22 protein-coding genes are annotated in these 24,039 nt (G+C 68.8%); 15 read left to right on the plus strand and 7 right to left on the minus strand.

What is annotated here, in order from left to right:
• Nucleotides 1-32 precede the first annotated feature (32 nt).
• From QE449_RS09735 to cofC, 3 genes are all read right to left on the minus strand, one after another.
• A complete protein-coding gene (locus tag QE449_RS09735) occupies nt 33-968 on the minus strand; it encodes an NUDIX hydrolase (protein ID WP_307108717.1) in 936 nt (311 codons plus the stop codon).
• Between the two features lie 9 nt (nt 969-977).
• Entirely contained in the window at nt 978-3,107 is a 2,130-nt protein-coding gene (locus tag QE449_RS09740) for an RNA degradosome polyphosphate kinase (protein ID WP_231476464.1), read from the minus strand.
• 186 nt (nt 3,108-3,293) lie between these two features.
• Nucleotides 3,294-3,992 (minus strand): 2-phospho-L-lactate guanylyltransferase, encoded by a 699-nt coding sequence (gene cofC / locus QE449_RS09745; protein WP_307108718.1) that lies wholly within the window; start codon nt 3,990-3,992, stop codon nt 3,294-3,296.
• 126 nt (nt 3,993-4,118) lie between these two features.
• Here cofC and QE449_RS09750 point away from each other — a divergent pair, with 126 nt between their 5' ends.
• Together QE449_RS09750 and QE449_RS09755 are read left to right on the plus strand one after the other, a co-directional pair.
• Entirely contained in the window at nt 4,119-5,117 is a 999-nt protein-coding gene (locus QE449_RS09750) for an NAD(P)H-dependent glycerol-3-phosphate dehydrogenase (RefSeq protein WP_027506999.1), read from the plus strand.
• A gap of 53 nt (nt 5,118-5,170) precedes the next feature.
• Nucleotides 5,171-6,277: a D-alanine--D-alanine ligase family protein gene (locus tag QE449_RS09755; RefSeq protein ID WP_307108719.1), complete on the plus strand. Its 1,107-nt coding sequence runs from the start codon at nt 5,171-5,173 to the stop codon at nt 6,275-6,277.
• 18 nt (nt 6,278-6,295) lie between these two features.
• Here QE449_RS09755 and QE449_RS09760 read toward each other — a convergent pair whose 3' ends face one another.
• Nucleotides 6,296-6,868, minus strand: a complete 573-nt coding sequence (locus QE449_RS09760) for a DUF3515 domain-containing protein (RefSeq protein WP_027506997.1) — start codon at nt 6,866-6,868, stop codon at nt 6,296-6,298.
• A gap of 134 nt (nt 6,869-7,002) precedes the next feature.
• On the opposite strand from QE449_RS09760, the gene QE449_RS09765 reads away from it, so the two are divergent.
• Genes QE449_RS09765 through QE449_RS09780 form a run of 4 tightly spaced genes read left to right on the plus strand, consistent with a single transcriptional unit; the run spans nt 7,003 to nt 9,646 of the window.
• Nucleotides 7,003-7,962: a thiamine-phosphate kinase gene (locus QE449_RS09765; RefSeq protein WP_056445450.1), complete on the plus strand. Its 960-nt coding sequence runs from the start codon at nt 7,003-7,005 to the stop codon at nt 7,960-7,962.
• Nucleotides 7,947-8,447 carry a GNAT family N-acetyltransferase gene (locus tag QE449_RS09770; protein WP_222645371.1) on the plus strand — a complete coding sequence of 167 codons (501 nt, stop codon included), beginning with the start codon at nt 7,947-7,949 and terminating at the stop codon, nt 8,445-8,447. The genes QE449_RS09765 and QE449_RS09770 overlap by 16 nt, the downstream gene beginning before the upstream one ends.
• Nucleotides 8,448-8,459: 12 nt before the next feature.
• Nucleotides 8,460-8,981 carry a gamma carbonic anhydrase family protein gene (locus QE449_RS09775; protein WP_222637748.1) on the plus strand — a complete coding sequence of 174 codons (522 nt, stop codon included), beginning with the start codon at nt 8,460-8,462 and terminating at the stop codon, nt 8,979-8,981.
• A complete protein-coding gene (locus QE449_RS09780; protein ID WP_307108720.1) occupies nt 8,978-9,646 on the plus strand; it encodes a uracil-DNA glycosylase in 669 nt (222 codons plus the stop codon). Before QE449_RS09775 ends, QE449_RS09780 begins: the two co-directional genes overlap by 4 nt.
• Nucleotides 9,647-9,654: 8 nt before the next feature.
• Here the strand turns inward: QE449_RS09780 and QE449_RS09785 are convergent, their stop codons facing one another.
• Both QE449_RS09785 and rpmB read right to left on the minus strand, forming a co-directional pair.
• Entirely contained in the window at nt 9,655-10,446 is a 792-nt protein-coding gene (locus QE449_RS09785) for an enoyl-CoA hydratase/isomerase family protein (RefSeq protein ID WP_027506992.1), read from the minus strand.
• Between the two features lie 115 nt (nt 10,447-10,561).
• Nucleotides 10,562-10,753 carry a 50S ribosomal protein L28 gene (gene rpmB / locus QE449_RS09790; protein WP_042576517.1) on the minus strand — a complete coding sequence of 64 codons (192 nt, stop codon included), beginning with the start codon at nt 10,751-10,753 and terminating at the stop codon, nt 10,562-10,564.
• A gap of 243 nt (nt 10,754-10,996) precedes the next feature.
• Here rpmB and recG point away from each other — a divergent pair, with 243 nt between their 5' ends.
• Nucleotides 10,997-13,225: an ATP-dependent DNA helicase RecG gene (gene recG / locus QE449_RS09795; protein ID WP_056446195.1), complete on the plus strand. Its 2,229-nt coding sequence runs from the start codon at nt 10,997-10,999 to the stop codon at nt 13,223-13,225.
• Between the two features lie 13 nt (nt 13,226-13,238).
• Here recG and QE449_RS09800 read toward each other — a convergent pair whose 3' ends face one another.
• The gene (locus QE449_RS09800) at nt 13,239-14,033 is read right to left on the minus strand and encodes an SDR family NAD(P)-dependent oxidoreductase (protein WP_037187033.1); all 795 of its coding nucleotides are present in this window, start codon (nt 14,031-14,033) and stop codon (nt 13,239-13,241) included.
• 257 nt (nt 14,034-14,290) lie between these two features.
• Between QE449_RS09800 and QE449_RS09805 the strand changes: the two genes are divergently transcribed.
• From QE449_RS09805 to QE449_RS09840, 8 genes are all read left to right on the plus strand, one after another.
• Nucleotides 14,291-15,649: an MFS transporter gene (locus QE449_RS09805; protein ID WP_051613647.1), complete on the plus strand. Its 1,359-nt coding sequence runs from the start codon at nt 14,291-14,293 to the stop codon at nt 15,647-15,649.
• On the plus strand, nt 15,646-16,542 hold the full coding sequence (locus QE449_RS09810; protein ID WP_307108721.1) for a transketolase: 897 nt from the start codon (nt 15,646-15,648) through the stop codon (nt 16,540-16,542). Before QE449_RS09805 ends, QE449_RS09810 begins: the two co-directional genes overlap by 4 nt.
• Complete coding sequence (locus QE449_RS09815; RefSeq protein WP_027506988.1) at nt 16,539-17,531, plus strand: transketolase family protein; 993 nt, start codon at nt 16,539-16,541, stop codon at nt 17,529-17,531. Before QE449_RS09810 ends, QE449_RS09815 begins: the two co-directional genes overlap by 4 nt.
• A gap of 86 nt (nt 17,532-17,617) precedes the next feature.
• Nucleotides 17,618-18,289 carry a GntR family transcriptional regulator gene (locus tag QE449_RS09820; protein ID WP_027506987.1) on the plus strand — a complete coding sequence of 224 codons (672 nt, stop codon included), beginning with the start codon at nt 17,618-17,620 and terminating at the stop codon, nt 18,287-18,289.
• A 135-nt stretch (nt 18,290-18,424) separates the two neighbouring features.
• The gene (locus QE449_RS09825) at nt 18,425-21,835 is read left to right on the plus strand and encodes a pyruvate carboxylase (protein ID WP_307108722.1); all 3,411 of its coding nucleotides are present in this window, start codon (nt 18,425-18,427) and stop codon (nt 21,833-21,835) included.
• 13 nt (nt 21,836-21,848) lie between these two features.
• On the plus strand, nt 21,849-22,436 hold the full coding sequence (rsmD, locus tag QE449_RS09830) for a 16S rRNA (guanine(966)-N(2))-methyltransferase RsmD (RefSeq protein ID WP_222637741.1): 588 nt from the start codon (nt 21,849-21,851) through the stop codon (nt 22,434-22,436).
• A 14-nt stretch (nt 22,437-22,450) separates the two neighbouring features.
• Nucleotides 22,451-22,933: a pantetheine-phosphate adenylyltransferase gene (gene coaD, locus QE449_RS09835; RefSeq protein WP_027504973.1), complete on the plus strand. Its 483-nt coding sequence runs from the start codon at nt 22,451-22,453 to the stop codon at nt 22,931-22,933.
• Between the two features lie 137 nt (nt 22,934-23,070).
• On the plus strand, nt 23,071-23,844 hold the full coding sequence (locus QE449_RS09840; protein ID WP_027504974.1) for a DivIVA domain-containing protein: 774 nt from the start codon (nt 23,071-23,073) through the stop codon (nt 23,842-23,844).
• The last annotated feature ends 195 nt before the right edge of the window (nt 23,845-24,039 follow it).

Raw genomic sequence — 24,039 nt, forward strand, 5'->3', positions numbered from 1 at the left:
TCCTTCGTGTTCGTGTCGGCCGTACCGGCAGTTCAGTCGTGCCGGCTACGCGGGAGTGGCGAATCGGTGTAGTCCGCTGCCACCAGCACACCACCGACGAAGCTGAGCACCCAGACGCTGGCCTTGCGTGATCGGGTGCGGGAGAGTTCGACGCCGTCGCTCTCGGCCCACCACTCCATCAGGTTCGGAATCACCTTGCCCTGACTGCAGATCACCGGAACGCCGGACGTCGAGGCGATGATCTCGCGTGCGCGCTGACGTCCCTTGTCGGGATCCTGCGCGTACCCCTCCTCGGTCAGCGTGGGCTCCAGGGCCAGATCGACTCCGACGGACTCGGCCCACGGCGCGATGGTCTGGACGCACCGAGCACGCTCGGCGGTGAATCCGTCGGTGCCGCCGTAGGCCTGGATCAGAGGAACCAGTGCGGCCGCCTGGCGGACCCCGACGCTGTCGAGAGGCCGTTCGGCGTCGTCCCCCTTGTAGCGAGCCTTGCTCCCCGCCCGCGCATGGCGCACCAGCACAGCCGTACTCGTCGGGACCGGGTGCTGCGCGAAACGGCCGACGACGTCCCGGTCCGCCTCGTAGGTCGCGACATCACGAGCCTCGGCGGGTGTGAGCCACCGCAGTTCGTCGACCTCGTCGTTGACGGCGAACTCGCCGTCCACGACTCGAGCGGCCCAGTAGTCCACCTGCTTGATCTTCTTCGAGCGCGGCAGCGGGTAGGTGGTGGTTCCGAGACCGTGTCCGAGAACGCACCGGAAACCGGTCTCCTCCCACACTTCTCGGACGGCGGCGACAGCGGGTACCTCGTCGGCCTCGACCTTGCCCTTCGGAAGGGACCAGTCGTCGTAGCGCGGTCGATGCACCAGCGCCACCATCGGCTCGTCGCCCTCGGGGCCCGGACGCCACAGCACCGCACCCGCGGCCAGGACCGGATCAGGCGTCTTCGATGCGCGTGAGCTGCTCATCGACCCACCTCACGATCCGGTGTAGCGACGCTGGCGCATGAGGGACACCTGGTGATCCCGCACCGTCTCGCCGCTCGCGGGGGACGCCGTCCAGGCGCCGTCGGACTGCAGTACCCAGCAGCGGGTCGTGACGTCCATGGCCGAGTCGAGCATCGAGTTCAGCTGACCGGACAGCTTCGGGTCCTTCACCTGAGCCATGACCTCCACGCGTCGATCGAGGTTGCGGTGCATCATGTCCGCGCTGCCGATCCAGAACTCGTCGATCGCCTCGAAGTGCAACACACGCGAGTGTTCGAGGAACCGTCCGAGAATCGACCGCACCTGAATGTTCTCGCTGAGACCGGGTACGCCCGGTTTGAGAGCGCAGATACCGCGCACGACCACCTCGACCTGGACGCCCTCGGTGGACGCCCAGTACAGCGCGTCGATCACCTGCTCGTCGACGAGTGCGTTGGCCTTCAGGCGGATTCGGGCTTTCGCGCCGTCCTTGTGCGCCCGCACCTCGGCCTCGATGCGCTCGACGATTCCCGCCCGCACACCGAACGGCGCGACGAGGAGGTTCCGGTACTGCTCCTTGCGCGAGTAACCGGTGAGCGAGTTGAACAGGTCGGTGAGGTCGGCGCCGATCTCGTCGGCGGCCGTGATGAGACCCACGTCCTCGTAGAGTCGGGCGGTCTTGGGGTTGTAGTTGCCGGTGCCGATGTGGCAGTACCGGCGAATGGTGTCGCCTTCGCGGCGGACGACGAGGCACGTCTTGCAGTGGGTCTTCAGGCCGACCAACCCGTAGACCACGTGCACGCCGGCCTGCTCCAGTTTGCGTGCCCAGGCGATGTTGGCCTGTTCGTCGAAGCGCGCCTTGATCTCCACGAGAGTCACGACCTGCTTGCCGGCCTCTGCCGCGGCGATCAGCGCGTTGACGATGGGGGAGTCGCCCGACGTCCGATAGAGGGTCTGCTTGATGGCGAGCACGTGCGGATCGGCTGCCGCCTGCTCGATGAAGCGCTGCACGCTGGTGGAGAACGAGTCGTACGGGTGATGCAGCAGCACGTCCCCGTCGCGCAGCGTGGAGAAGATCGACTTGGGCGTCTCGCGCTCTCCGAAGGCGGGGTGCGTCGCCGGCACGAACGGTGCGTCCTTCAGGACGGGCTTGTCGACGCCGTAGAGCTGCATGAGGCACGACAGATCGAGCAGTCCCGGCACCTGGATGACGTCGCCGGGATCGACGTCCAACTCGCGCAGCAACAGGCTGAGCATGTGGTCGGTCATGTCGTCCGCGACCTCGAGGCGCACGGGCGATCCGAAACGGCGGCGCGCGAGTTCGCGCTCGAGGGCCTGCAGGAGGTCCTCGTCCCGATCCTCCTCCACCTCGAAATCGGCGTTGCGCGTGATGCGGAAGGCGTGGTGTTCGACGATCTGGAGTCCCGGGAACAGAACGTCGAGATGCGCCGCGATGAGCTCCTCCATGGGAAGGAACGCGGGCACGGCGCCGACGTCGCCTCGGTGCAACTGCACGAACCGATCGACGTTGTCCGGGACCTTCACCCTGGCGAAGTGCTCGCCGCCCGTGGTCGAGTCCTTGACCGTCACAGCGAGATTGAGGCTCAGTCCGGAGATGTACGGGAACGGGTGGGCGGGATCCACGGCCAGCGGGGTGAGGACGGGGAACACCTGCTCGGTGAAATACCGTGTCAGACGGGTCCGCTCGTCGGAGGTGACCTCCGACCACCGGATGACCGAGATCCCCTCGTTCGCCAGCTCCGGCAGGATGCGGTCGATGAAGGTGCGGGCGTGACGGTCGGCGATCTCCTGGGTGCGCCGGGCGATCAACGCCAGCTGCTCGCGGGGGGAGAGTCCGTCGGCGGAGCGGACGGACAGGCCGGTCTCGTCGCGGCGCTTGAGGCCGGCCACCCGCACCATGTAGAACTCGTCGAGGTTGCTGGCGAAGATGGCGAGGAACTTCGCCCGCTCGAGCAGCGGAAGCGACGAGTCCTCAGCGAGTGCCAGCACCCGTGAGTTGAAGTCGAGCCAGCTCAACTCGCGGTTGAGATAGCGGTCCTCCGGGAGCAGGTCCACCGGCACCGCGGTGTCCGATGTCGCGGCCGGCGGTGCCGTGGGTGCGGAGGGTGCGCGGCTGGCCAGCGGCGCGCTCCACTCACCGTCGACGGCGTCACCGGGTGCTGCGGAACTCGTGGGGGCCCCGGAACGGGAAGGGGCGTCGGTCGTGTTCTCGGTCGCCTCGTTGGTCACGCGTCGATCATCCCTCACGCGGGCCGTGCGCGAGTAGTCGACCGCGTGCGAATTCGCGACGGGCCTCGCCCGGCCGTGTCAGCGCGCGGCGGTCCAGCCGAGCTCGGCGAGCAGCGCGGCGGTGTGCGGCCCCACCCCCAGGTCGAGGGCGGCGCGGACGTCGTCCGCCGTGTCCACGTCCAGACGCAGACCCGGCCAGGTGCCGCGGAGAGGGAACGCCCCGGAATCGACGTGGCGCGAGGCCGAGTCCGGACCGAACCGTGGTTCGAGGCGCCGGGGGCGACCCCGCACGATCAGGGCCGACGTTCCGGTTCCGGTGTGATCGATCACCACCGAGCGGGTGTCCGGGGGAGCGGCGGCGTAGGCCGCGACCAGTTCCGCGGTGCGCAGGGCGGGGAGGTCGGCCTGCAGGGCGATCACGTCGCCGCCGTGGGCGTCACTGATCGCGTCGTCCGCTGCGGACAGGGCGCGGTTGAGTCGCTCCACGGTGGTGGCGGCACCCGACTCGGGTTCGGACACCGTGTGTCCGCCGAGGGCGACCGCGACGCTCGCGACGCGAGAGTCCGGCGTGACGACCGACCATCCGGTGACGACGTCCGCCGCTGCGGCGGCCGACGCGGTGTCGCGCAACATCGCCAGCACGAGTTCGGCGCGTTCGTCGCCGGGGAAGGTCGTGGACAGTCGGCTCTTCGCGTCGTCGAGGTTCTTCACCGCGAGCACGAGATGGACACCGCGCCGTGGGGCGGTGTCGGTCGGAGGTCGACTGGGCGTGCTCATGACCGTCGATCCTGCCAGCAGTCATTACCGCCGACTTCGTTCGGCAGGCCTCCGACATCGCTACTGTGAGCCGCCAGGGCTGCCGAGCGGGCGACGGCCTCGTGTCGATCGAGGAAAGGCTGGGTCATGGTCAAGGCAGCGGTGCTCGGTTCCGGTTCGTGGGGAACCGCGTTCGCGAAGGTGCTCGCCGACGCGGGCACCGACGTGACCATGTGGGCGCGTCGAGAGGAACTCGCGACGTCCATCCAGGAGAACCACCGGAACGACGACTACCTTCCGGGAGTCGCACTGCCGTCGGCCATTCGAGCGACTCACGACGCCGCGGAGGCGTTGGACGGGGCCTGCACGGTCGTCCTCGCGGTGCCCTCACAGGCCTTGCGCGCCAACCTGGCGGAGTGGGCTCCGCTGATGGGGTCGGACGTCACCCTGCTCTCGCTCGCCAAGGGCATCGAGACGGGGACCCTCATGCGCATGTCGCAGGTCATCTGTCAGGTCACCGGTGCGGACCCGAGTCGCGTCGGCACGTTGTCGGGACCGAACCTCGCCAAGGAGATCGCCGCCGAGCAACCCACCGCGACGGTCATCGCGTGCCCGGACTCCAATCGCGCGATCGCGCTCCAGTCGGCGTGTGCCACCAGCTACTTCCGCCCGTACACGAACTCCGACGTCATCGGGTGCGAGATCGGCGGTGCGTGCAAGAACGTCATCGCCCTCGCGTGCGGCATGGCGGCGGGTATCGGTTTCGGGGAGAACTCGGTCGCCAGCATCATCACCCGCGGTCTCGCCGAGGTGACCCGTCTCGGTGTCGCGCTCGGCGCCAACCCGTCGACGCTCGCGGGTCTCGCCGGGGTGGGTGACCTCGTCGCCACGTGCTCGTCCCCGCTCTCGCGTAATCGCACGTTCGGCGAGCGGCTGGGGTCGGGTGGCTCGCTGGAGAGTGCGCAGGAAGCGGCGCACGGTCAGGTGGCCGAGGGTGTGAAGTCGTGCACATCCATTCGAGCTCTCGCGGAGGCCTACGACGTGGAGATGCCGCTCACCGACGCGGTCCACCGGGTCTGCCACGAGGGCCTCTCCGTTCCGGACGCCGTCCACAGCCTCCTGGGGCGTCGTCACAAGCCGGAGTGAACCGCGGCGGTGCGCGTCACGCCTCGTCCGGGGTTCGCCGGTACGGTGCTCACGTGACCGATCCCATCAAGGTCGCCGTGATCTACGGCGGTCGAAGCAACGAACACTCCGTCTCCTGCGTCTCGGCAGGAAGCGTCATGCGTCACCTCGACTCCGACCGCTTCGACGTGATCCCCATCGGGATCACGCGCGCCGGAACGTGGGTCGAGGGCACCGCCGACCCGACGGAGTTGCAGATCCGGAATCGCGTTCTCCCGTCGGTCGCCGGTGCGGGCGCCCCGCTCGCTCTCGGAGTCGATCCCGAGAACCCCGGTCGCATCACGCGCTCCGTCGACGGGACGGCGGAGGACATCGGTGCGGTCGACGTCGTCTTCCCGGTGCTGCACGGTGCCTACGGCGAGGACGGCACGGTCCAGGGGCTGTTCGAGGTCGCCGGCGTCCCCTACGTGGGACCGGGAGTCCTCGCGAGCGCCGCGGCGATGGACAAGGAGTTCACCAAGAAGCTGCTCGCGGCCGAGGGCCTTCCCGTCGGCCGCCAGGTCGTCCTGCGCCGCGATCGCGAGACCCTGACCTCCGACGAGCGCGACGTCATCGGTCTTCCCGCGTTCGTGAAGCCGGCCCGCGGCGGATCGTCGATCGGGATCACGCGCATCGTCGACTGGGCCGAGTTGGACGACGCGGTGGCCGTTGCGCGAGAACATGATCCGAAGGTCGTGATCGAGGCCGCCATCGTCGGCCGCGAGGTGGAGTGCGGTGTCCTGGAGATGCCGGACGGCTCCGTCCGCGCCAGCGTCGTCGCCGAGATCCGCATGGACGAGGCCTCGGCGTCGGCCGGTGGTGCGACGTTCTACGACTTCGACAGCAAGTACCTCGACGACGTGGTCGAGTTCGACATCCCGGCCCTGCTGGACGACGACGTCTCGACGGTACTGCGGGAGATCGCGGTCCGTGCCTTCGCTGCGCTGGATCTGCAAGGTCTCGCGCGCGTCGACTTCTTCGTGACCGACGACGGTCCGGTGATCAACGAGATCAACACGATGCCCGGCTTCACGGCCATCTCGATGTACCCGCGGATGTGGGAGGCGACGGGCGTCGGCTACTCGGAGCTCGTCGGCACTCTCGTCGACACCGCGCTCGCACGGGGGACCGGACTGCGGTGAGAGGTCGGCCCTGCCGGATCAGTTGATCGGAGCGGGGTCCAGCGGCGTCTGCGGAAGGGCTCCCGACACCGCGGCAGACAGGGCCTGGATCGGTGTGGGGCCCGTGCCGTCGGGGATGGTGGCCGCGGCGTACACGCCCCGGTCGACGACGAACCAGGTGCTTGCGGCGAGGCCCTGATCCGCGCCCGACACCCGGAACCACTGCACGCCGTCGACGACGTCGAGAGCGGCGGCCTGATCGAATTCCGCCGGACGCTCTAGCCCACACCGCAGCACGATGGGGTCGGTGACGTCCTCGGACTGCCAGGCGGCCGCACCCACGGGCGCGGGGTCGGCCAGCTCGGCGCGGGTGAACGAGTCGAACGTCTCGGGCAGTGCGCCGAGCAACGTCGCGCACTGGGTGCTCTCGGCGAGCGGCGAGGGGACCGCGCCGAGAGCGACGGGCTCGCGGACGGGAGTTCTGTTCGCCATGACCGCCGCGACGATGATGCCGACGACGAGCGCGACGGGCAGGGCGATCGCGGTGGCGATCAGAGCGGGGTGCAGACCCGTGGCCGACTCGTCCGTCGCGGTCGGTTCGTCCTGCGTCATCGTGCTCCCTCGTGTCGAACGGTCTCGGCGGAAACGTTACCCGCGCCCTGACCGGGGGGCCCGGATGCGTGACGACGACGAGGCCCCGTGGGATGCTGCACGACGGTGATCCACGACGGTGATGGAGGAGTTCTGTGTCACAGGCGGACGATCCCGCGACCGGGACGGTGGGGGACCTCGGTGAGTTCGCACTCATCGGCCGCGCGACGGCCGGCCGTGTCCACCCCCCATCGGTCGCGATCGGGCCGGGGGACGACGCGGCGGTGATCGCCGCCCCCGATTCCCGCGTCGTCGTCACGACCGACATGCTGGTGGAGGGTCGACACTTCCGCCTCGACTGGTCGAGTCATCACGACGTCGGCCGAAAGGCCATCGCGCAGAACGCCGCGGACATCGCCGCGATGGGCGCGCGGTGCACGGGATTCCTCGTCTCGATGTCGTGCCCGTCGACCACCGCGGTGTCGGACGTGGACGCGCTCACCGCGGGTCTGTGGGCGGAGGCGACGCGAGTCGGCGCGTCGATCGTCGGCGGGGACGTCACGGGAGGGGACCGGCTGGTGTTGTCGATCACCGCGCTGGGTGACCTCGAGGGGCGACCCCCGGTGCTGCGGTCCGGTGCGCGGCCGGGGGACGTGCTCGCACTGTCCGGACCCACCGGCCGGTCCGCTGCCGGGTGGGCACTGTACGAGGCGGGCTCGACCACCCACCCGGATCTGCTGGCGGCACATCGTGTCCCGACGCCCGATCCCGCCGACGGTCCGGCCGCGGCGCGCGCGGGAGCGTCGTCGATGTGCGACGTGTCCGACGGCGTGATCGGCGACGCCGGACATCTGGCGGCGATGTCCGCTGTGCGGCTCGACATCTCGTCGGCCGACATGGAGATCCCCGAGGACGTGGTGCACGCCGGCACCGAACTCGGCGTCGACCCGCTGCACTGGGCTCTCGGCGGCGGGGAGGACCACGTGCTGCTCGCGACGTTCGCCTCCGACGACGTGCCGACCGGCTGGCGCCGGATCGGATCCGTGAGTGCGGGAACAGGAGTCACGGTGGACGGTGTGCGATGGGAAGGACCTGCGGCATGGACGAGCTTCTGACGGTCACGACCACTCGGCTCGACGACCCGGACGTGGTCGCGATGATCGACGAGGTCCAGCAGGAGTACGTGCGCCGCTACGGCGGCCCCGACGAGACGCCGCTCGACGTCCGGGAGTTCCTGCCTCCGCACGGCGTGATGCTGCAGGCCGTCCTGGACGGCGCCGTCGTCGGTATGGGCGGCTGGCGGACCCACGAGCACGGAGGACCCGAGGCGGAGGGCCTGCGCACCGGCGACGCGGAGATCAAGCGCATGTACGTCCGCACCGAGGCGCGCGGCGCGGGCGTCGCGCGTGCCCTGCTGCGGACGATCGAGGACACCGCCCGCGACGCTGGCCGGCTACGACTGGTCCTCGAGACCGGACTGCGTCAACCCGAGGCCATCGGCCTCTACACCTCGAGTGGGTATCGACCGCTCGTACCGAAGTTCGGCCTCTACCGGCACGAGGAGCAGTCGGTGTGCATGGTGAAGGATCTGACCGGATGACATGCTGGAGCCATGACCGTCTACGCACTCGGTGACCGTGAACCCGACATCCACCCCACCGCCTACGTGCATCCCGATGCCGTCGTCATCGGTGCGGTGACACTCGCTGCGGGAGTGTCGGTGTGGCCCGGGGCGGTGCTGCGCGGCGACTACGGGACCATCACCGTGGGGCAGGACACGAACATTCAGGACGGCACCGTCGTGCACTGCACGCCGATCCACCCGACCGTGATCGGCGCCGGGTGCGTCGTCGGGCACAACGCGCACGTCGAGGGGGCGACCATCGGAGACGCGTGCCTCATCGCGTCGGGCAGTGTCGTCCTCAACGGCGCGTCCATCGGATCCGGCGCGATCGTCGGCGCCGGCGCCGTGGTCCCCTTCGACGCCGTCGTGCCCGAACGCCGGATGGCACTGGGGGTTCCGGCCAAGGTCCGCGAGAGCCACGAGGTGGCGGAGGGGCACGTGGACGTCAACGTCGCGATGTACAAGGCCAATGCGGAGTACTACCGGGGCGCGCTGCGCGTGCTGTCGTGACGGCGCCCGTCGCGGATCCGGGGTGGGCGTCCGCGCTCGGTCCGGTGGCCGACGACATCGCCCGGATGGGCGACTTCCTGCGCGCCGAGAACGCCGCCGGGCGAGGCTACCTGCCCGCCGGGGAGGACGTGCTGCGCGCCTTCAGCCGCCCGTTCGAGGAGGTGCGTGTGCTGGTGCTGGGACAGGATCCCTACCCGACGCCGGGACATGCTGTGGGACTGAGCTTCTCGGTCGCGCCCGACGTGCGGCCGGTCCCGCGCAGTCTCGCGAACATCTTCACCGAGTACAGCGCCGATCTCGGCCTGCCGACACCCACCACCGGTGATCTGTCTCCGTGGGCCGATCGTGGTGTGCTCCTGCTGAACCGTGTTCTGACCGTGGAACCGGGCAAGGCGGCGTCGCACCGGCGCAAGGGCTGGGAAGCGGTGACGGCGCAGGCGATCACCGCTCTGGTGAACCGACCCGGCCGCCCCCTGGTCGCGGTCCTCTGGGGACGCGACGCCGCGACGGCCAAGCCGCTGCTCGGGTCCACGCCCACGGTCGAGTCCGTCCATCCCTCACCGCTGTCCGCGTCGCGAGGGTTCTTCGGTTCACGGCCGTTCAGCACCGTGAACGACCATCTCGCGACGCTGGCCGAGGAACCCGTCGACTGGCGTCTGGACTGAGGCGGCCGTCAGTGGCCGAAGGACGGCCGGCGCTTCTCCACGAAGGCGTCGACACCCTCGATGCCGTCCGCGGTGGACGCCTGGTGAGAGATCGAGTCGGTCTCGGCGTCGAGCTGATCGGACAGCGACGCGGAGTCCGAGGCGAGCAGTAACCGCTTGGTCGCACGGGACACCTCGGTGGGCCCGGCCGCGAGAGAGCGCGCCACCCGCTCGGCCTCCGATGCGATGACGTCGTCACCGACCAACCGTGTCAGCAGACCCAGGCGGTAGGCCTCGTCCGAGCCGAGAACGCCGTCGGTGAGCAGGATGTCGCGCGCGCGGCGGGTGCCGATGATGCGGGGGAGAGCCCACGTCAGACCGCCGTCCGGAGTGAAGCCGAGCGCCGGATACGCGGGACGGAGCCGGGTGGATCGACCGCCGATCGCGATGTCGGCGTGACACACGAGCGACATGCCCGCGCCCGCTGCCCAGCCCGGTACTCCCGCCACGACGGGGACCGACACCGAGGTGAGCGCGCGGACGAAATCGTGGAACGTGTCGGCGAGCTGCCGGACGAACGCGCTTCTGTCGGGCGCCCCGTGGAAGGCGCGCACGTCGCCACCGGCGCAGAAGTTGGATTCGGCGCCGACGAGCAGCACGGCGCCCACGGACTCGTCGAGATCGGACAGCGACGCAGCGCCTGCGGCCATCGCCTCGCCGTTCAGCACGTTGCCGCCGCGGGGCGTCGCCACCCGTACGTACAGGACACCGTCCTCGACGGTGACGGGGGACGTGGCCGGGGGGTCGACTGATTCGGTCATCGTTCGAACTTAGACCAGGACCGCTCGGCTCCGGAAACGACAGAGTCGCCGGAGACGACAGAGGCCCCGATACCGAGGTATCGGGGCCTTGCCGTGAAAATGTCGTGCGGGAACGTCAGCCCCGGACCACCTTGCCGGCCTTGAGGCACGAGGTGCACACATTGAGCCGACGAGAGTTACCCGGCGCGACCTGCGCGCGGACGGTCTGGATGTTGGGGTTCCAGCGACGGTTGGTACGGCGGTGCGAGTGCGAAACCGACTTACCGAAGCCGGGTCCCTTGGCGCATACGTCGCAGACGGCAGCCATAGTCGCGAACTCCTTGGTATTCGAGGTGAGACCGGGACACGATTCGAACCGTGGCCGGTGTGGGGCAAGATCTTCGTACAACTGCGCCCGATACCTCCGGGCATGCCGGACGCGTCAGACGCAACCCTGCAAGACTAGCCGCTCGGGTGCCCCGAGTCCAAACCGGCCCGCACGCGCCGATGCCGCAGGTGCCTGGTGGAATGGTCGCACAGATGGCGGCAGCATCAGGACGGGAGCAGCGCGGTGGTTCAGCTCGGTGACCGGCTCGACCACGTACTGGGTCGCAGGGCCGCCGATCCGCTCGAGACGGCGTTCGGTCTCGTCACGGTCGAGGACCTGCTGCGTCACTACCCCTTCCGCTACGTGACACAGGGTCAGGAGCTGGCCCGCAAGGACCCGGACGACGGTGAACGCATCACCGTCGTGGGGACGGTGTCCAAGGCGGACCTCGTGCCCATGAAGGCGCGCAAGGGCCACATGCTCAAGGTCGTGCTCACGTGCGACGGTCAGAACGTCTCCGCCACCTTCTTCAACGGTCACAAGGTGCGTCACAACATCACGGTGGGGTCGCGCGCGATGTTCTCGGGCACGGTCAAGTGGTTCCGGACGTCCTGGTCGCTGAACCACCCCGGTTACCTGATGCTCGAGGGCGACGAGGACGACCTGGTGGGGCGCCCGCACGGCGGCGGCGAGCTCGCCGGCATGGCTCGCGGCGCCACGGACAGTTCCGGTGCGGTGAACATGTCCATGCTGTCGCTTCCGTTCCTTCCCATGTACGCGGCGACGCGGGAGGTCGAGAGCTGGACCTTCCTGCGCTGCGTGCGTCAGGTCCTGGACCAGCTCGATCGCGTCGAGGATCCGCTGCCCGAGACGGTGCGCGCCGAGCACGCGCTGATGAGCCTCGACGACGCACTGCGGGTCGTGCACTTTCCGGAGTCCGAGGACGACATCGAGAACGCGCGCTACCGTCTGCGCTTCGACGAGGCGACGGCGTTGCAGTTGGTGCTCGCCGAACGGCGCCACTCGGTGGCGGTGCGCACGGCGCCGGCCTGCGCGCGCGTGGCCGACGGTGTCGCCGCCGCCTTCGACGAGGTGCTGCCGTTCGAGCTGACCGACGGGCAGAAGGAGGTCGCCGAGGAGATCGAGAGCGACCTGTCCCGCACTCGGCCGATGAGCCGGCTCCTGCAGGGTGAGGTGGGATCGGGCAAGACGATCGTCGCTCTGCGCGCCATGCTGCAGGTGGTGGACGCGGGACTGCAGTGCGCGTTGCTGGCACCCACCGAGGTGCTCGCCACACAGCACCACCGGTCGATCACGCGGCAACTCGGGGCGCTCGCGACGGCCGGGGAACTGGGTGCGCCCGACCGCGCCACCCGAGTGGTGCTGCTGACCGGATCGATGTCGACGGCCGCGAAACGAGCCGCGCTGTTGTCGATCGTGACCGGAGACGCAGGCATCGTCATCGGCACTCACGCACTCATCCAGAGCACGGTGTCGTTCTTCGACCTCGGGATGGTGGTGGTCGACGAGCAGCACCGCTTCGGAGTCGAGCAGCGGGACGCGTTGCGCGCGAAGGCGAGAGAGGGCGTCAGCCCGCACCTGCTGGTCATGACGGCCACGCCCATTCCGCGGACGATCGCCATGACCACGCTGGGCGATCTCGAGACGTCCACCCTGCGTGAGCTTCCCCGCGGACGCGCGCCCATCCGCACCTCGGTCGTTCCCGCCCAGCACAGACCTGCCTGGGTCGAGCGAGCGTGGAGCCGGATCTCCGAGGAGGTGGCGGCCGGCCGCCAGGCCTACGTGGTGTGTTCGCGGATCGGCGACGAGAAGCCCGAGGATCTCGGCAAGGACACTCCGGACACCGCGTCGGCGGTCGATGTGTACGAGTCGCTCCGCGCCGGCGCTCTGTCGAACCTGCGCGTCGGGTTGCTGCACGGGCGGCTGCCCACGGAGGAGAAGGACGAGGTGATGTCCGCGTTCAACGACGGCGACATCGACGTCCTCGTCTGCACCACCGTGGTGGAGGTCGGTGTCGACGTCCCCAACGCCACGGTCATGGTCATCGTGGACGCCGACCGGTTCGGCGTGAGTCAGCTGCATCAGTTGCGTGGCCGCATCGGTCGTGGCGGCCACCAGGGTCTGTGCATCCTGCTCACCGAGCTCGCACCGGGCACCCCCACCTACGCGAGGCTCGACGCCGTCGCGGCGACGACCGACGGGTTCGAGCTCGCCGTTCTCGATCTACGGCAACGCCGGGAGGGTGACGTGTTGGGCGCAGCGCAGTCGGGCACCACGACGACCCTGCGACTGTTGTCGCTCCTCGATCACCTCGACATCATCACCGCGGCCCAGACCTTCGCCCGCGACGTCGTCGATCGGGACCCGGGGCTCGTGGAGCACCCCGGTCTCGCGGCGATGATGCGATCCGCCGTGGACGCGACCAGGGTGGACTTCCTCGACAAGGCGTGAACACGCGACCCGGTCAGTGCATGTGGCTTCCCCCGTTGATGTCCAGGGTGGTGCCCGTCAGGTAGGACGCGTCCTCCGACGACAGGAACGTGATGATCGCGGCGACCTCACGAGCCGTGGCGACGCGTCCCACCGGGATGCCGTCGGCGATCGCCTGCTCCTGCTCGGGCGTGCTCCCCACCCGGATGGCGGTGTCCGCGGCGCCCGGCGTGACAGCATTCACCGTGACACCGGTGTGTCCGATCTCGCGGGCCAGCGCCTTGGTGAAACCGAGAACCGCCGCTTTCGCCGAGGAGTAGGGCACCTTGCCGAACACGCCGCCGCCGCGTTGAGCCGACACCGACGACATGTTGACCACGCGTCCCCACCCGGCATCGATCATCGCGGGGAGGAAGGCCTTCGTGACGAGGTAGGTGCCGGTCGCGTTGACCGCCATCACCTTGTTCCACAGGTCCAGCGTGGTCTCGAGAAACGGCACCGGTGACGTGATGCCGGCGATGTTCGCCAGGGCGCCCACGGTGGGGAGCGATCCCGACTCGACCTCGGCGGCCACGGCCGCACGAGCTCGCTCCACGGACGACTCGTCCGCCACGTCGACCTCGTGACCGAAGGCCCGGACGCCGTACGCATTCGCGATGTCCGCGGCGACCTTGGCCGAGGCCTCCCCGTCGAGATCGAGGACGACGACTGCCCAGCCCTGCTCCGCGTACAACGCCGCGGTCGCGCGGCCGAGGCCCCGTTCCGAGGCAGCTCCCGTGACGACGGCGGTACGGCTGACGGTGGCCGGTCGGGCCAGAGTGTCGAACATGGTGATCTCCGATACGGGTGTGGGGGAACGGCTGTCGAGGCTGGTGTCACGGTTCGAGAGGGGCGACGGCCGGTGTCGGCCGCCTGCGAAGGCTCGTCGTGATGCAGCACACAGTAAGACCCGAACTGCGGTTCAGTCAACTGTTGGAAACCAACAGTTGACTGTTGACAGTGTACGTGTGGTGGGTCACACTCGTAATCGATGACGGCATCCGTCACCCTTTCCTCACACCTCCAACACCTCGAAAAGGGGTAGTCATGAGCAGCGAGACTCTGGCCATGCGCGGGCAGGTCCACGGCACACCCGACGCCAAGCGCGTCGCCGTGGGATCGTCCGTCGGCGCGGTGATCGAGACGTACGACTTCATCGGTTTCGGCACCGCGGCGGCGCTCTACTTCGGAACGGCGTTCTTCCCGGGCCAGAGTTCGGTGGCCGGCACCCTGGCCGCCTTCGCCACGCTCGGCGTCGGCTTCGCGGCACGCCCGATCGGAGGCATCATCGGCGGCCACCTCGGTGATCGTGTCGGGCGCAAGCCCGTTCTGGTGGCGTCGCTCATCGTGATGGGACTCGCGACGTTCGTCATCGGTCTGTTGCCCACCTACGCCCAGGTCGGCGTCGTCGCGCCCGTGCTGCTGGTCATCGTCCGCATCGTCCAGGGACTGGCGTTCGGTGCCGAGTGGGGCGGAGCGATTCTGATGAGCTACGAACACGCCCCGTGGCGGCGCAAGGGCGCGTTCACCGGCATCGTGCAGGCGGGATTCCCGGTGGGTCTCCTGCTCGCGAACCTGGTGTTCCTGTTCAGCGTGCACCTCGGCGGCGACTGGGCCTGGCGCGTTCCGTTCCTCGCCAGCATCGTCCTCGTCGTCGTCGGTCTGATCATTCGATCCAAGGTCCCGGAGTCCCCGGTGTTCGACGAGGTCAAGGAGTCCGGCCAGGTCCAGCGTGCGCCGATCGTCGAGTCCGTGAAGCAGGACTGGCGCAACATCCTGCGGGGTATCGGACTGCGCATCGCCGAGACCGCCGGCTACGCCGTGTCCATCACCTACATGATCTCCTACCTGCACAACGAGGAACTGGCGACGAAGTCCGAGACCCTGACCGCTCTCTGCATCGCGTCGGCGCTGGGCATCGTCGCGACCGTCGGTTGGGCGACTCTGACGGACAGGATGGGCCGCCGACCCGTCTACATCGCAGTGTGTGCCTTCGGGGTGTTGTTCGGAATCCCGATGTTCCTCCTCGTCAACACGGGCACCTTCATCCTCGTCGCCGTCACCTTCGTCCTGGCCTACACCGTGTGCCAGAACGCGCTCGCCGGTGCGCAGGGCGCGTGGTTCCCCGAACTCTTCACGGCGAGTCGCCGAGCGTCCGGAGCCTCACTGGCCTACCAGATCTCGGCCATGGTCTCCGGCTTCACTCCGTTCATCACCACGCTGCTCTTCGTCTCCTACGGCTGGATGGGGCCGGCAGTCCTCTTCAGCGTCTACGCGCTGATCGGTCTCCTCGCCGCCCTGTCCACCCGTGAGACGTGGGGCCCCACCGAACGACGACTCGCACTCCAGGCCGAGCTCGACGAGAACCTCGTCGCGACCGCCACCACTCGAAAGGAATCGCTGTGACCGTCACCGACAACATCACCACCGACCGCACGACACGGGTCCGCGCCGCAGAGCGATTCGCCTACGCCATGCGCCATCACGTCCTCGACATGGGCGAAGCGCAGGGTCAGGGATACGTGGGTCAGGCACTGGGAGCGGCGGACATGTTCGCCGCCGTCTACAGCGGACGGCTGCGCTACCGCCCGGCGGATCCGCACTGGGCGGAGCGGGACCGCTTCCTGCTCTCCACCGGTCACTACGCCATCGGGCTCTACGCGGCGCTCGCGGAAGCGGGCACGGTGAGCGTCTCCGAACTCGAGACCTACGGCTCCGACGATTCGCGGCTCCCCATGTCCGGCATGGCGTCCTACACGCCCGGGATGGAGATCAGCGGCGGCTCGCTGGGACACGGACTACCGGTGGCGGTGGGAATGGCTCTGGGACTGCGCCACCAGGGGTCGCCGTCGCTCGTGTTCAACTTCCTGTCGGACGGGGAACTGGACGAGGGCTCCACGTGGGAGGCCGCGATGGGAGCCGCTCATCACCGACTGGGCAACCTCGTCGCACTCGTCGACATGAACGCACTGCAGGCCGACGGACCCACCGCGGGAGTCCTGGGCATCGAACCGGTGCAGGACAAGTGGGCGGCCGCGGGATGGTCCGTCCACCGTGTCGACGGCAACGACGCGGGCGCGTTGCTGGACGCCCTGGACGACATCGCGGCGCGGACGTCGCCGACCGGCACCCCGTCGGTCGTCGTGTGCGACACGCGGATCGGGTTCGGCGTACCCATGCTCGAGACCCGCGAGAAGGCGCACTTCATGCGTATCGACGAGGACGAGTGGAGCGTGTGCCGGGATCAGCTCACCGCTCGCTTCCACGACGCAGAATTTCACGAGGGAGACCACTCATGACCACCGCATCCGCCCCCAAGCTCAAGACGTCGGCGATGATCGCCTCGTTCGTCGACGAGGGTCAGCGCACCACGGCGGCCCCGTTCGGACACGCGCTCGTCCGTGCAGCGGAACAGGATTCGCGTATCGTCGGCCTCAGCGCCGACCTGGCGAAGTACACCGACATGCACATCTTCGCGCAGGCCTTCCCCGACCGTTTCTTCCAGATGGGGATGGCGGAGCAATTGCTGTTCGGCGCCGCGGCGGGCATGGCGGAGACCGGCCTGGTTCCTTTCGCGTCCACCTACTCGGTCTTCGCGGCGCGCCGCGCGTACGACTTCCTGTGCCTCGACGCGGCCGAGCCGAATCTGAACGTCAACATCGTCGGGGGACTCCCGGGTCTCACCACCGGCTACGGGCCGAGTCACCAGGCGACCGAGGACATGGCGATCTTCCGCGGAATGCCGAACCTCACCATCGTCGACCCGTGCGATGCCGTGGACATCGAGCAGGCCGTTCCCCAGCTCGCCGCGACTCCGGGCCCGACCTACCTCCGGTTGCTCCGCGGGAAGGTCGCGTCGGTACTCGACGAGTACGACTACACCTTCGAACTGGGCAAGGCCAAGGTCATTCGACCGGGCAACGACGTCGTGCTGGTGTCGTCCGGTCTGATGACCATGCGTGCGCTCCAGGCCGCCGAGCGACTCGCGAAGCACAGGGTGGACGTGTCGGTGGTGCACGTGGCGACGATCAAACCGTTCGACGCGGAGACCGTCCTGCGTGAACTCTCGACGGACCGGGCCGCCTTCACCCTCGAGAACCACACCCGCATCGGTGGGCTCTTCGAGACGGTCGCCTCGGCGTGCGTCGAGTCCGGCACGGTGCGTCAGGTGACTCCCATCGCGCTGCCCGACGAGTTCCTGGCCGCCGGCGCACTCCCCACGCTCCACGATCGTTACGGGTTGTCCACCGACCGCATCGAGGAGCGTGTTCTCGCGGCGTTGCGGTGAGCAGTGCCGGATCGACACGGGCGGCCGTTACCCTGAGATCACTGTCGACCGGCAGCTGTCGACATCACCGTTTCGAGGAGGTCTCCATGGCCGCACAGCCCGCCACGCTCCTGGGGTTGCAGAAGACGAATCTGCGCGATCAGGCTCTCGACGCGCTGCGTCGGGCCATCACCAGTGGCGAGCTGCGTCCGAGTTCCGCGCTGGTGGAGACGGAGTTGTCGGAGCGCCTGCAGATCAGCCGAGGCACGTTGCGCGAGGCCCTGCGGCAGCTTCAGCAGGAGGGGCTCGCCGTCATCGGCGCTCGGGGTCGGCTGTACGTGCGGCATCTGGACGACAAGGAGATCAGGGACATCTTCGTCGTGCGCGCCGCGCTCGAGTCCACCGCTGCCGCACTGCTCGCGGAGCGAGACGACCGGCAGGAGTCGGTCGCCGGCCTGTCGAGCGCGCTCGACCTGATGGACGCCGCCGGTGACGGTGATCTCGAAGCCCGGATCGAGTCCGATCTCAGTTTCCACCGACTGCTCTGCCGGCTCACCGGCAACGAGACCCTGGTGCACTCGTGGACGTCCCTCGAGGGTTCGATCCGCATGTCCATCATGTGGGCCGGCAAGTCTCGCGCGGTCGGGAACATGGACACCGACCGACACCGCCGCATCGTCGAGGCGATCGGATCGGGCGACGGCGCGGCTGCCAGCGCCTCGGTGGCGGAACACATGACGTGGGCCGCCGCGAATCTCTCCGCCGACATTTCTGCATAGGAGATGCGAGCGGCGTGGACGTGATCGGCGCTACTGTCCCGGCACCACGACGGCTGCTCGCTGCGTTCCGCACATGTCTCATATCTGGACAAGTCATAGCTCCGTCTCGCCCGTACTGAAGGTAGGTTGACCGGAATGTTCTCCAAGGTGTTGGTGGCAAATCGCGGCGAGATCGCGATCCGTGCGTTCCGTGCGGCGTATGAACTCGAGGCGCAGACGGTGGCGGTGTTCCCGTTCGAGGACCGCAATTCGGTGCATCGGACGAAGGCCGACGAGGCGTACGAGATCGGTGAGCCGGGGCATCCGGTGCGCAACTACCTGTCGGTGGATCTGATCGTCGACGCGGCGGTGCGTGCGGGTGCGGACGCGATCTATCCGGGGTACGGGTTCTTGTCGGAGAATCCGGAGTTGGCGGCGGCGTGTGCGGCGGCGGGGATCACGTTCGTGGGTCCGTCGGCGGAGGTGTTGGAGCTGACGGGGAACAAGGCGCGGGCGATCGCGGCGGCGAAGGATGCCGGGTTGCCGGTGTTGGCGTCGTCGGAGCCGTCGACGGACGTCGATGCGTTGGTGGCGGCGTCGGAGTCGATGACGTTCCCGGTGTTCGTCAAAGCGGTCGCGGGCGGTGGTGGCCGCGGGATGCGGCGGGTGGCGGAGCCGTCGGGGTTGCGTGCGGCGATCGAGGCGGCGGCGCGGGAGGCGGAGTCGGCGTTCGGTGATGCGACGGTGTTCCTGGAGCAGGCGGTGGTCGAGCCGCGGCACATCGAGGTGCAGATTCTCGCGGACACCCACGGTGATGTGATCCATCTCTTCGAGCGTGACTGCTCGGTGCAGCGCCGTCACCAGAAGGTGGTGGAGCTGGCGCCGGCGCCGAACATCTCGGACGAGCTTCGTGCCCGGTTGTTGTGCAGTGACGCTGTGGCGTTCGCGCGGAAGATCGGGTACTCGTGTGCGGGCACGGTGGAGTTCCTGGTGGACCGGGACGGTAACCATGTGTTCATCGAGATGAATCCGCGGATCCAGGTCGAGCACACGGTGACCGAGGAGATCACCGATGTCGACCTGGTGCAGTCGCAGTTGCGGATCGCCTCGGGGGAGTCACTCGAGGATCTGGGGTTGCGGCAGGAGGACATCCGGATCCGGGGTGCGGCGATGCAGTGCCGCATCACGACGGAGGACCCGGCGAACGGGTTCCGCCCGGACACCGGCCGTATCACCGCGTATCGGACGCCGGGCGGTGCGGGCATCCGTCTCGACGGCGGGACGACGTTGGGTGCGGAGGTGTCGGCGTACTTCGACTCGATGCTGGTGAAGCTCACCTGCCGTGGTCGCACGTTCGAGGACGCGGTGGCGCGGTCGCGGCGGGCGTTGGCGGAGTTCCGTATCCGCGGTGTCTCGACGAACATCGGCTTCCTGCAGGGACTTCTGCAGGACGAGGACTTCCGTGCGGGCAACGTCACGACGTCGTTCATCGAGGAGCGACCCGAACTGTTGACGGCGCGGTCGTCCGGCGATCGCGGTACCAAGATCCTGACCTACCTCGCGGACGTGACGGTGAACAAGCCGCACGGCGAGCGTCCGAGCACGGTCTACCCACAGGACAAGCTGCCGGACATCGATCTGTCCGTCGCGCCGCGCGACGGGTCTCGGCAGCGGCTGCTCGAGCTCGGTCCCGAGGGTTTCGCCCGCGACCTGCGTCAGCGAAAGGCGTTGGGCGTCACCGACACCACGTTCCGCGACGCCCACCAGTCGTTGTTGGCCACGCGCGTGCGGACCTCGGGACTGCTGATGGTCGCCCCCTACGTCGCGCGGACCACACCCGAACTGTTGTCGATCGAGTGCTGGGGCGGTGCGACGTACGACGTGGCGCTGCGGTTCCTGCACGAGGATCCGTGGGAGCGGTTGGCGGCGCTGCGGGAGGCGGTGCCGAACATCGCCCTGCAGATGTTGCTGCGCGGGCGTAACACCGTCGGCTACACCCCCTACCCGGAGCGGGTGACGACAGCATTCGTCGAGGAAGCGGCGGCGACGGGTGTGGACATCTTCCGCATCTTCGACGCGCTGAACAACGTCGATCAGATGCGCCCGGCGATCGACGCCGTCCGCGAGACCGGCACGACGATCGCCGAGGTGGCGATGTCGTACACCGGTGACCTGTCGAATCCGGACGAGAAGCTCTACACCCTGGACTATTACCTGCGGTTGGCGGAGCAGATCGTCGACGCCGGCGCGCACGTGTTGGCGATCAAGGACATGGCGGGGCTTCTGCGGGCGCCGGCGGCGACGACGTTGGTGACGGCGCTGCGCAAGAATTTCGACCTGCCGGTGCACGTGCACACCCACGACACCCCGGGTGGTCAGTTGGCGACGTACCTGGCGGCGTGGCAGGCCGGCGCGGATGCTGTGGACGGGGCGTCGGCGTCGATGGCGGGCACGACCAGTCAGCCGGCGTTGTCGGCGATCGTGGCGGCGGCGGCGCACACCGAGCGGGACACCGGGTTGGATCTGGCGGCGGTGTGCGATCTGGAGCCGTACTGGGAGGCGATCCGAAAGGTGTACGCCCCGTTCGAGTCCGGGCTCCCCGCACCGACCGGCCGCGTCTACACCCACGAGATCCCGGGTGGGCAGCTGTCGAATCTGCGTCAGCAGGCCATCGCGTTGGGTCTGGGGGACCGGTTCGAGGACGTGGAGAAGGCGTACGCGGACGCGGACCGGTTGCTGGGCCGGCTGATCAAGGTGACGCCGTCGTCGAAGGTGGTGGGCGATCTGGCGTTGCACCTGGTCGGTGCGGGGGTGTCGATGGAGGACTTCGCGGCGGATCCGGGGAAGTTCGACATTCCCGATTCGGTGATCGGGTTCCTGCGCGGCGATCTGGGCACCCCGGCCGGTGGGTGGCCGGAGCCGTTCCGCACCACCGCGTTGGCGGGGCGCGGCGCCGGGCGTGGGGAGGCGACGTTGACGACGCAGGACGAGGTGCTGCTCTCCGGCACCAGTACCGAGCGGCGTGATCGTCTCAATCATCTGTTGTTCCCGGGGCCGGCGAAGGAGTTGGCGGAGCACCGGGAGAAGTACGGGGACACCTCGGGGTTGTCGGCGAATCAGTTCTTCTACGGATTGCGTCAGGGCGACGAGCATCGGGTGCGCCTGGAGAAGGGTGTGGATCTGCTGATCGGGTTGGAGGCGATCTCGGAGCCGGACGAGGCGGGGATGCGGACGGTGATGTGCATCCTCAACGGACAGTTGCGGCCGGTGTCGGTGCGGGACAGGTCGATCTCGGCGGATGCGCCGACGACGGAGAAGGCGGACCGGGACGATCCGTCACATCTGGCGGCGCCGTTCGCGGGTGTGGTGACGTTGACCGCGGAGGTGGGGCAGTCGGTGTCGGCGGGGGAGACCGTCGCGACGATCGAGGCGATGAAGATGGAAGCAGCCGTCACCGCACCGCGGGCGGGCACCGTCACCCGTCTGGCTCTGTCCGGTGTCGCCCAGGTCGAGGGCGGGGACCTGATCTGCGTCATCGCCGTCGGCGACACCACCGACCGCTCCTGACAGGGTTCTCGCAGTGACCAGGATCGTGGCCGGGACGGCCGGCGGGCGTTCGCTCGTCGTGCCGTCCCGCGGCACCAGACCCACCGCGGACCGGGTCCGAGAGGCGCTCTTCAGTGCGCTCGAGAGCCGGATGTACCTCGACGGTGCGTCGGTGCTGGACCTGTACGCGGGATCGGGCGCTCTCGGCCTCGAAGCGCTCTCGCGCGGAGCCGAGCACGTCCTCCTCGTCGAGAACGACGCGCGCGCGGCGGCCGTGGTCGCCCGGAACATCGAGTCCGTGGGACTGCCGGGAGCGCAGGTGCGTACCGCGCCCGTCGCGGCCGTCGTCGGCGGGACACCGGAGCGCCGCTACGACCTCGTGCTCGCCGATCCTCCGTACTCCGTGTCGGACGGCGCCGTGTCCTCGGTGTTGGACCGACTCGTCGAGGGCGAGTGGCTCGCCGAGGACGCCCTCGTGGTCGTCGAGCGGTCCTCGCGCTCGCCCGCAACGGTGTGGCCCGCCGGGCTCGTCGAACTGAAGGCCAAGCGCTACGGCGAGGCTCGCATCGACATGGCCCGGTTCGAGGTCGCGCAGATCGAGCACCCCGCACGGGGAAGCTGATACGTTCACCCACCATGAGCCGCGCCCTGGTCCCGGGATCCTTCGATCCGATCCACAACGGTCATCTCGACGTGATCTCGCGCGTCGCAACGCAATTCGACGAGGTCATCGTCACGGTGGTGGTGAACCCCAACAAGAGTGGACTCTTCACCGTCGACGAACGGGTCGAGATGCTGGCGCAGGCCACCACTCATCTGCAGGGTGTGCGCGTCGCGACGTGGCAGGGGTTGCTCGTCGACTTCGCGTCGGAGTCCGGGGCCACCGCCATCGTCAAGGGTCTGCGCAACGCCGCCGACTTCGACTACGAGGTGCAGATGGCGCAGATGAACCGGCGACTCACCGGCGTGGACACAGTGTTCCTCGGAACCGACCCGGTGCACAGCAGCCTGTCGAGCTCGCTCATCAAGGAGATCGCGCGATTGGGCGGAGACGTCACGACGATGGTCCCGGCCGCCGTGCACGACCGACTGCTGGCCCGGCTCGCCGAGCGCTCCTGACCGGGCCGGACGGCGACACACCGGGGGACAATCGTGCGGACCGGTGCGCGTACCGGGCACACTGACACCGGAGATCGCGCCCGACGGGTGTGGTCGCCGAACTCAGAGACTGTCGATCGAAGTGAGGGCCGAGCACGGTGTACCGGGTATTCGAGGCGCTCGACGAGCTCGTCGCGATCGTCGAGGAGGCGCGCGGCGTCCCGATGACCGCGGGATGCGTCGTCCCGCGTGGTGATGTGCTGGAGCTGCTGGACGACGTCCGAGACGCCATTCCGGGTGAGCTCGACGACGCGCAGGACGTGCTGGACCACCGCGACAAGCTGGTGTCGGACGCACGGACCGGTGCCGAGAAGACGATCTCGTCGGCCGACGCGGAAGCCACCAGCACGGTGGAGAACGCGCGGGACGAGGCCGATCGACTCCTGGCCGACGCGAAGGCCCACGCCGACCGGATGGTCGCCGAGGCCACCGCGCACGCCGAGAGCCTCGTCGCCGACGCCACCGCGCGCGCCGACGCCACCATCGCGGACGCGGAGCACGAGTACGAGACGCTGACCGAGCGCGGCCGCGTCGAGTCCGCTCGCTCGATCGACGCCGGCAAGGCGGCCTACGAGCGTTCCGTCGCCGAGGGTCTCGCCGAACAGGAGCGCCTGGTCTCGCAGACCGAGGTGGTGCAGTCCGCGCACGCGGAGTCCGCTCGGGTCATCGACGCGGCGCACGCCGAGTCCGATCGTCTGCGTACCGAGTGCGACCTCTACGTCGACACGAAGTTCGCGGAGTTCGAGGAGATTCTCTCCGGCACGTTGCGGTCCGTCGGTCGGGGACGGCAGCAGCTCCGCACCGGCAGTGGCGTTCCGAGTTACGACACCGATTTCGCCGACTCGCGTGGTGAGGGCCGCTCGCGCTACTGACCGCCACGCAGATCCCTCCTCGCAGGGTGGGCTGGTGTGATTTGGCGCTGACCTGACGCTCCCGTATCGTGGAGTGGTTGCCCGCACCGCCCGTGAAAGGATCGTTCGTTGTCTCCCGCTGCTCGTCGCCACTCCGCCGAACCCGTCTCGGGGCTGGTGGTGGACACCCGTCGTCTGGGTCGCCGCGCAGGGTCG

Origin of the sequence: Rhodococcus sp. SORGH_AS_0303, assembly GCF_030819335.1 — a bacterium.
Lineage (GTDB): Bacteria > Actinomycetota > Actinomycetes > Mycobacteriales > Mycobacteriaceae > Rhodococcoides.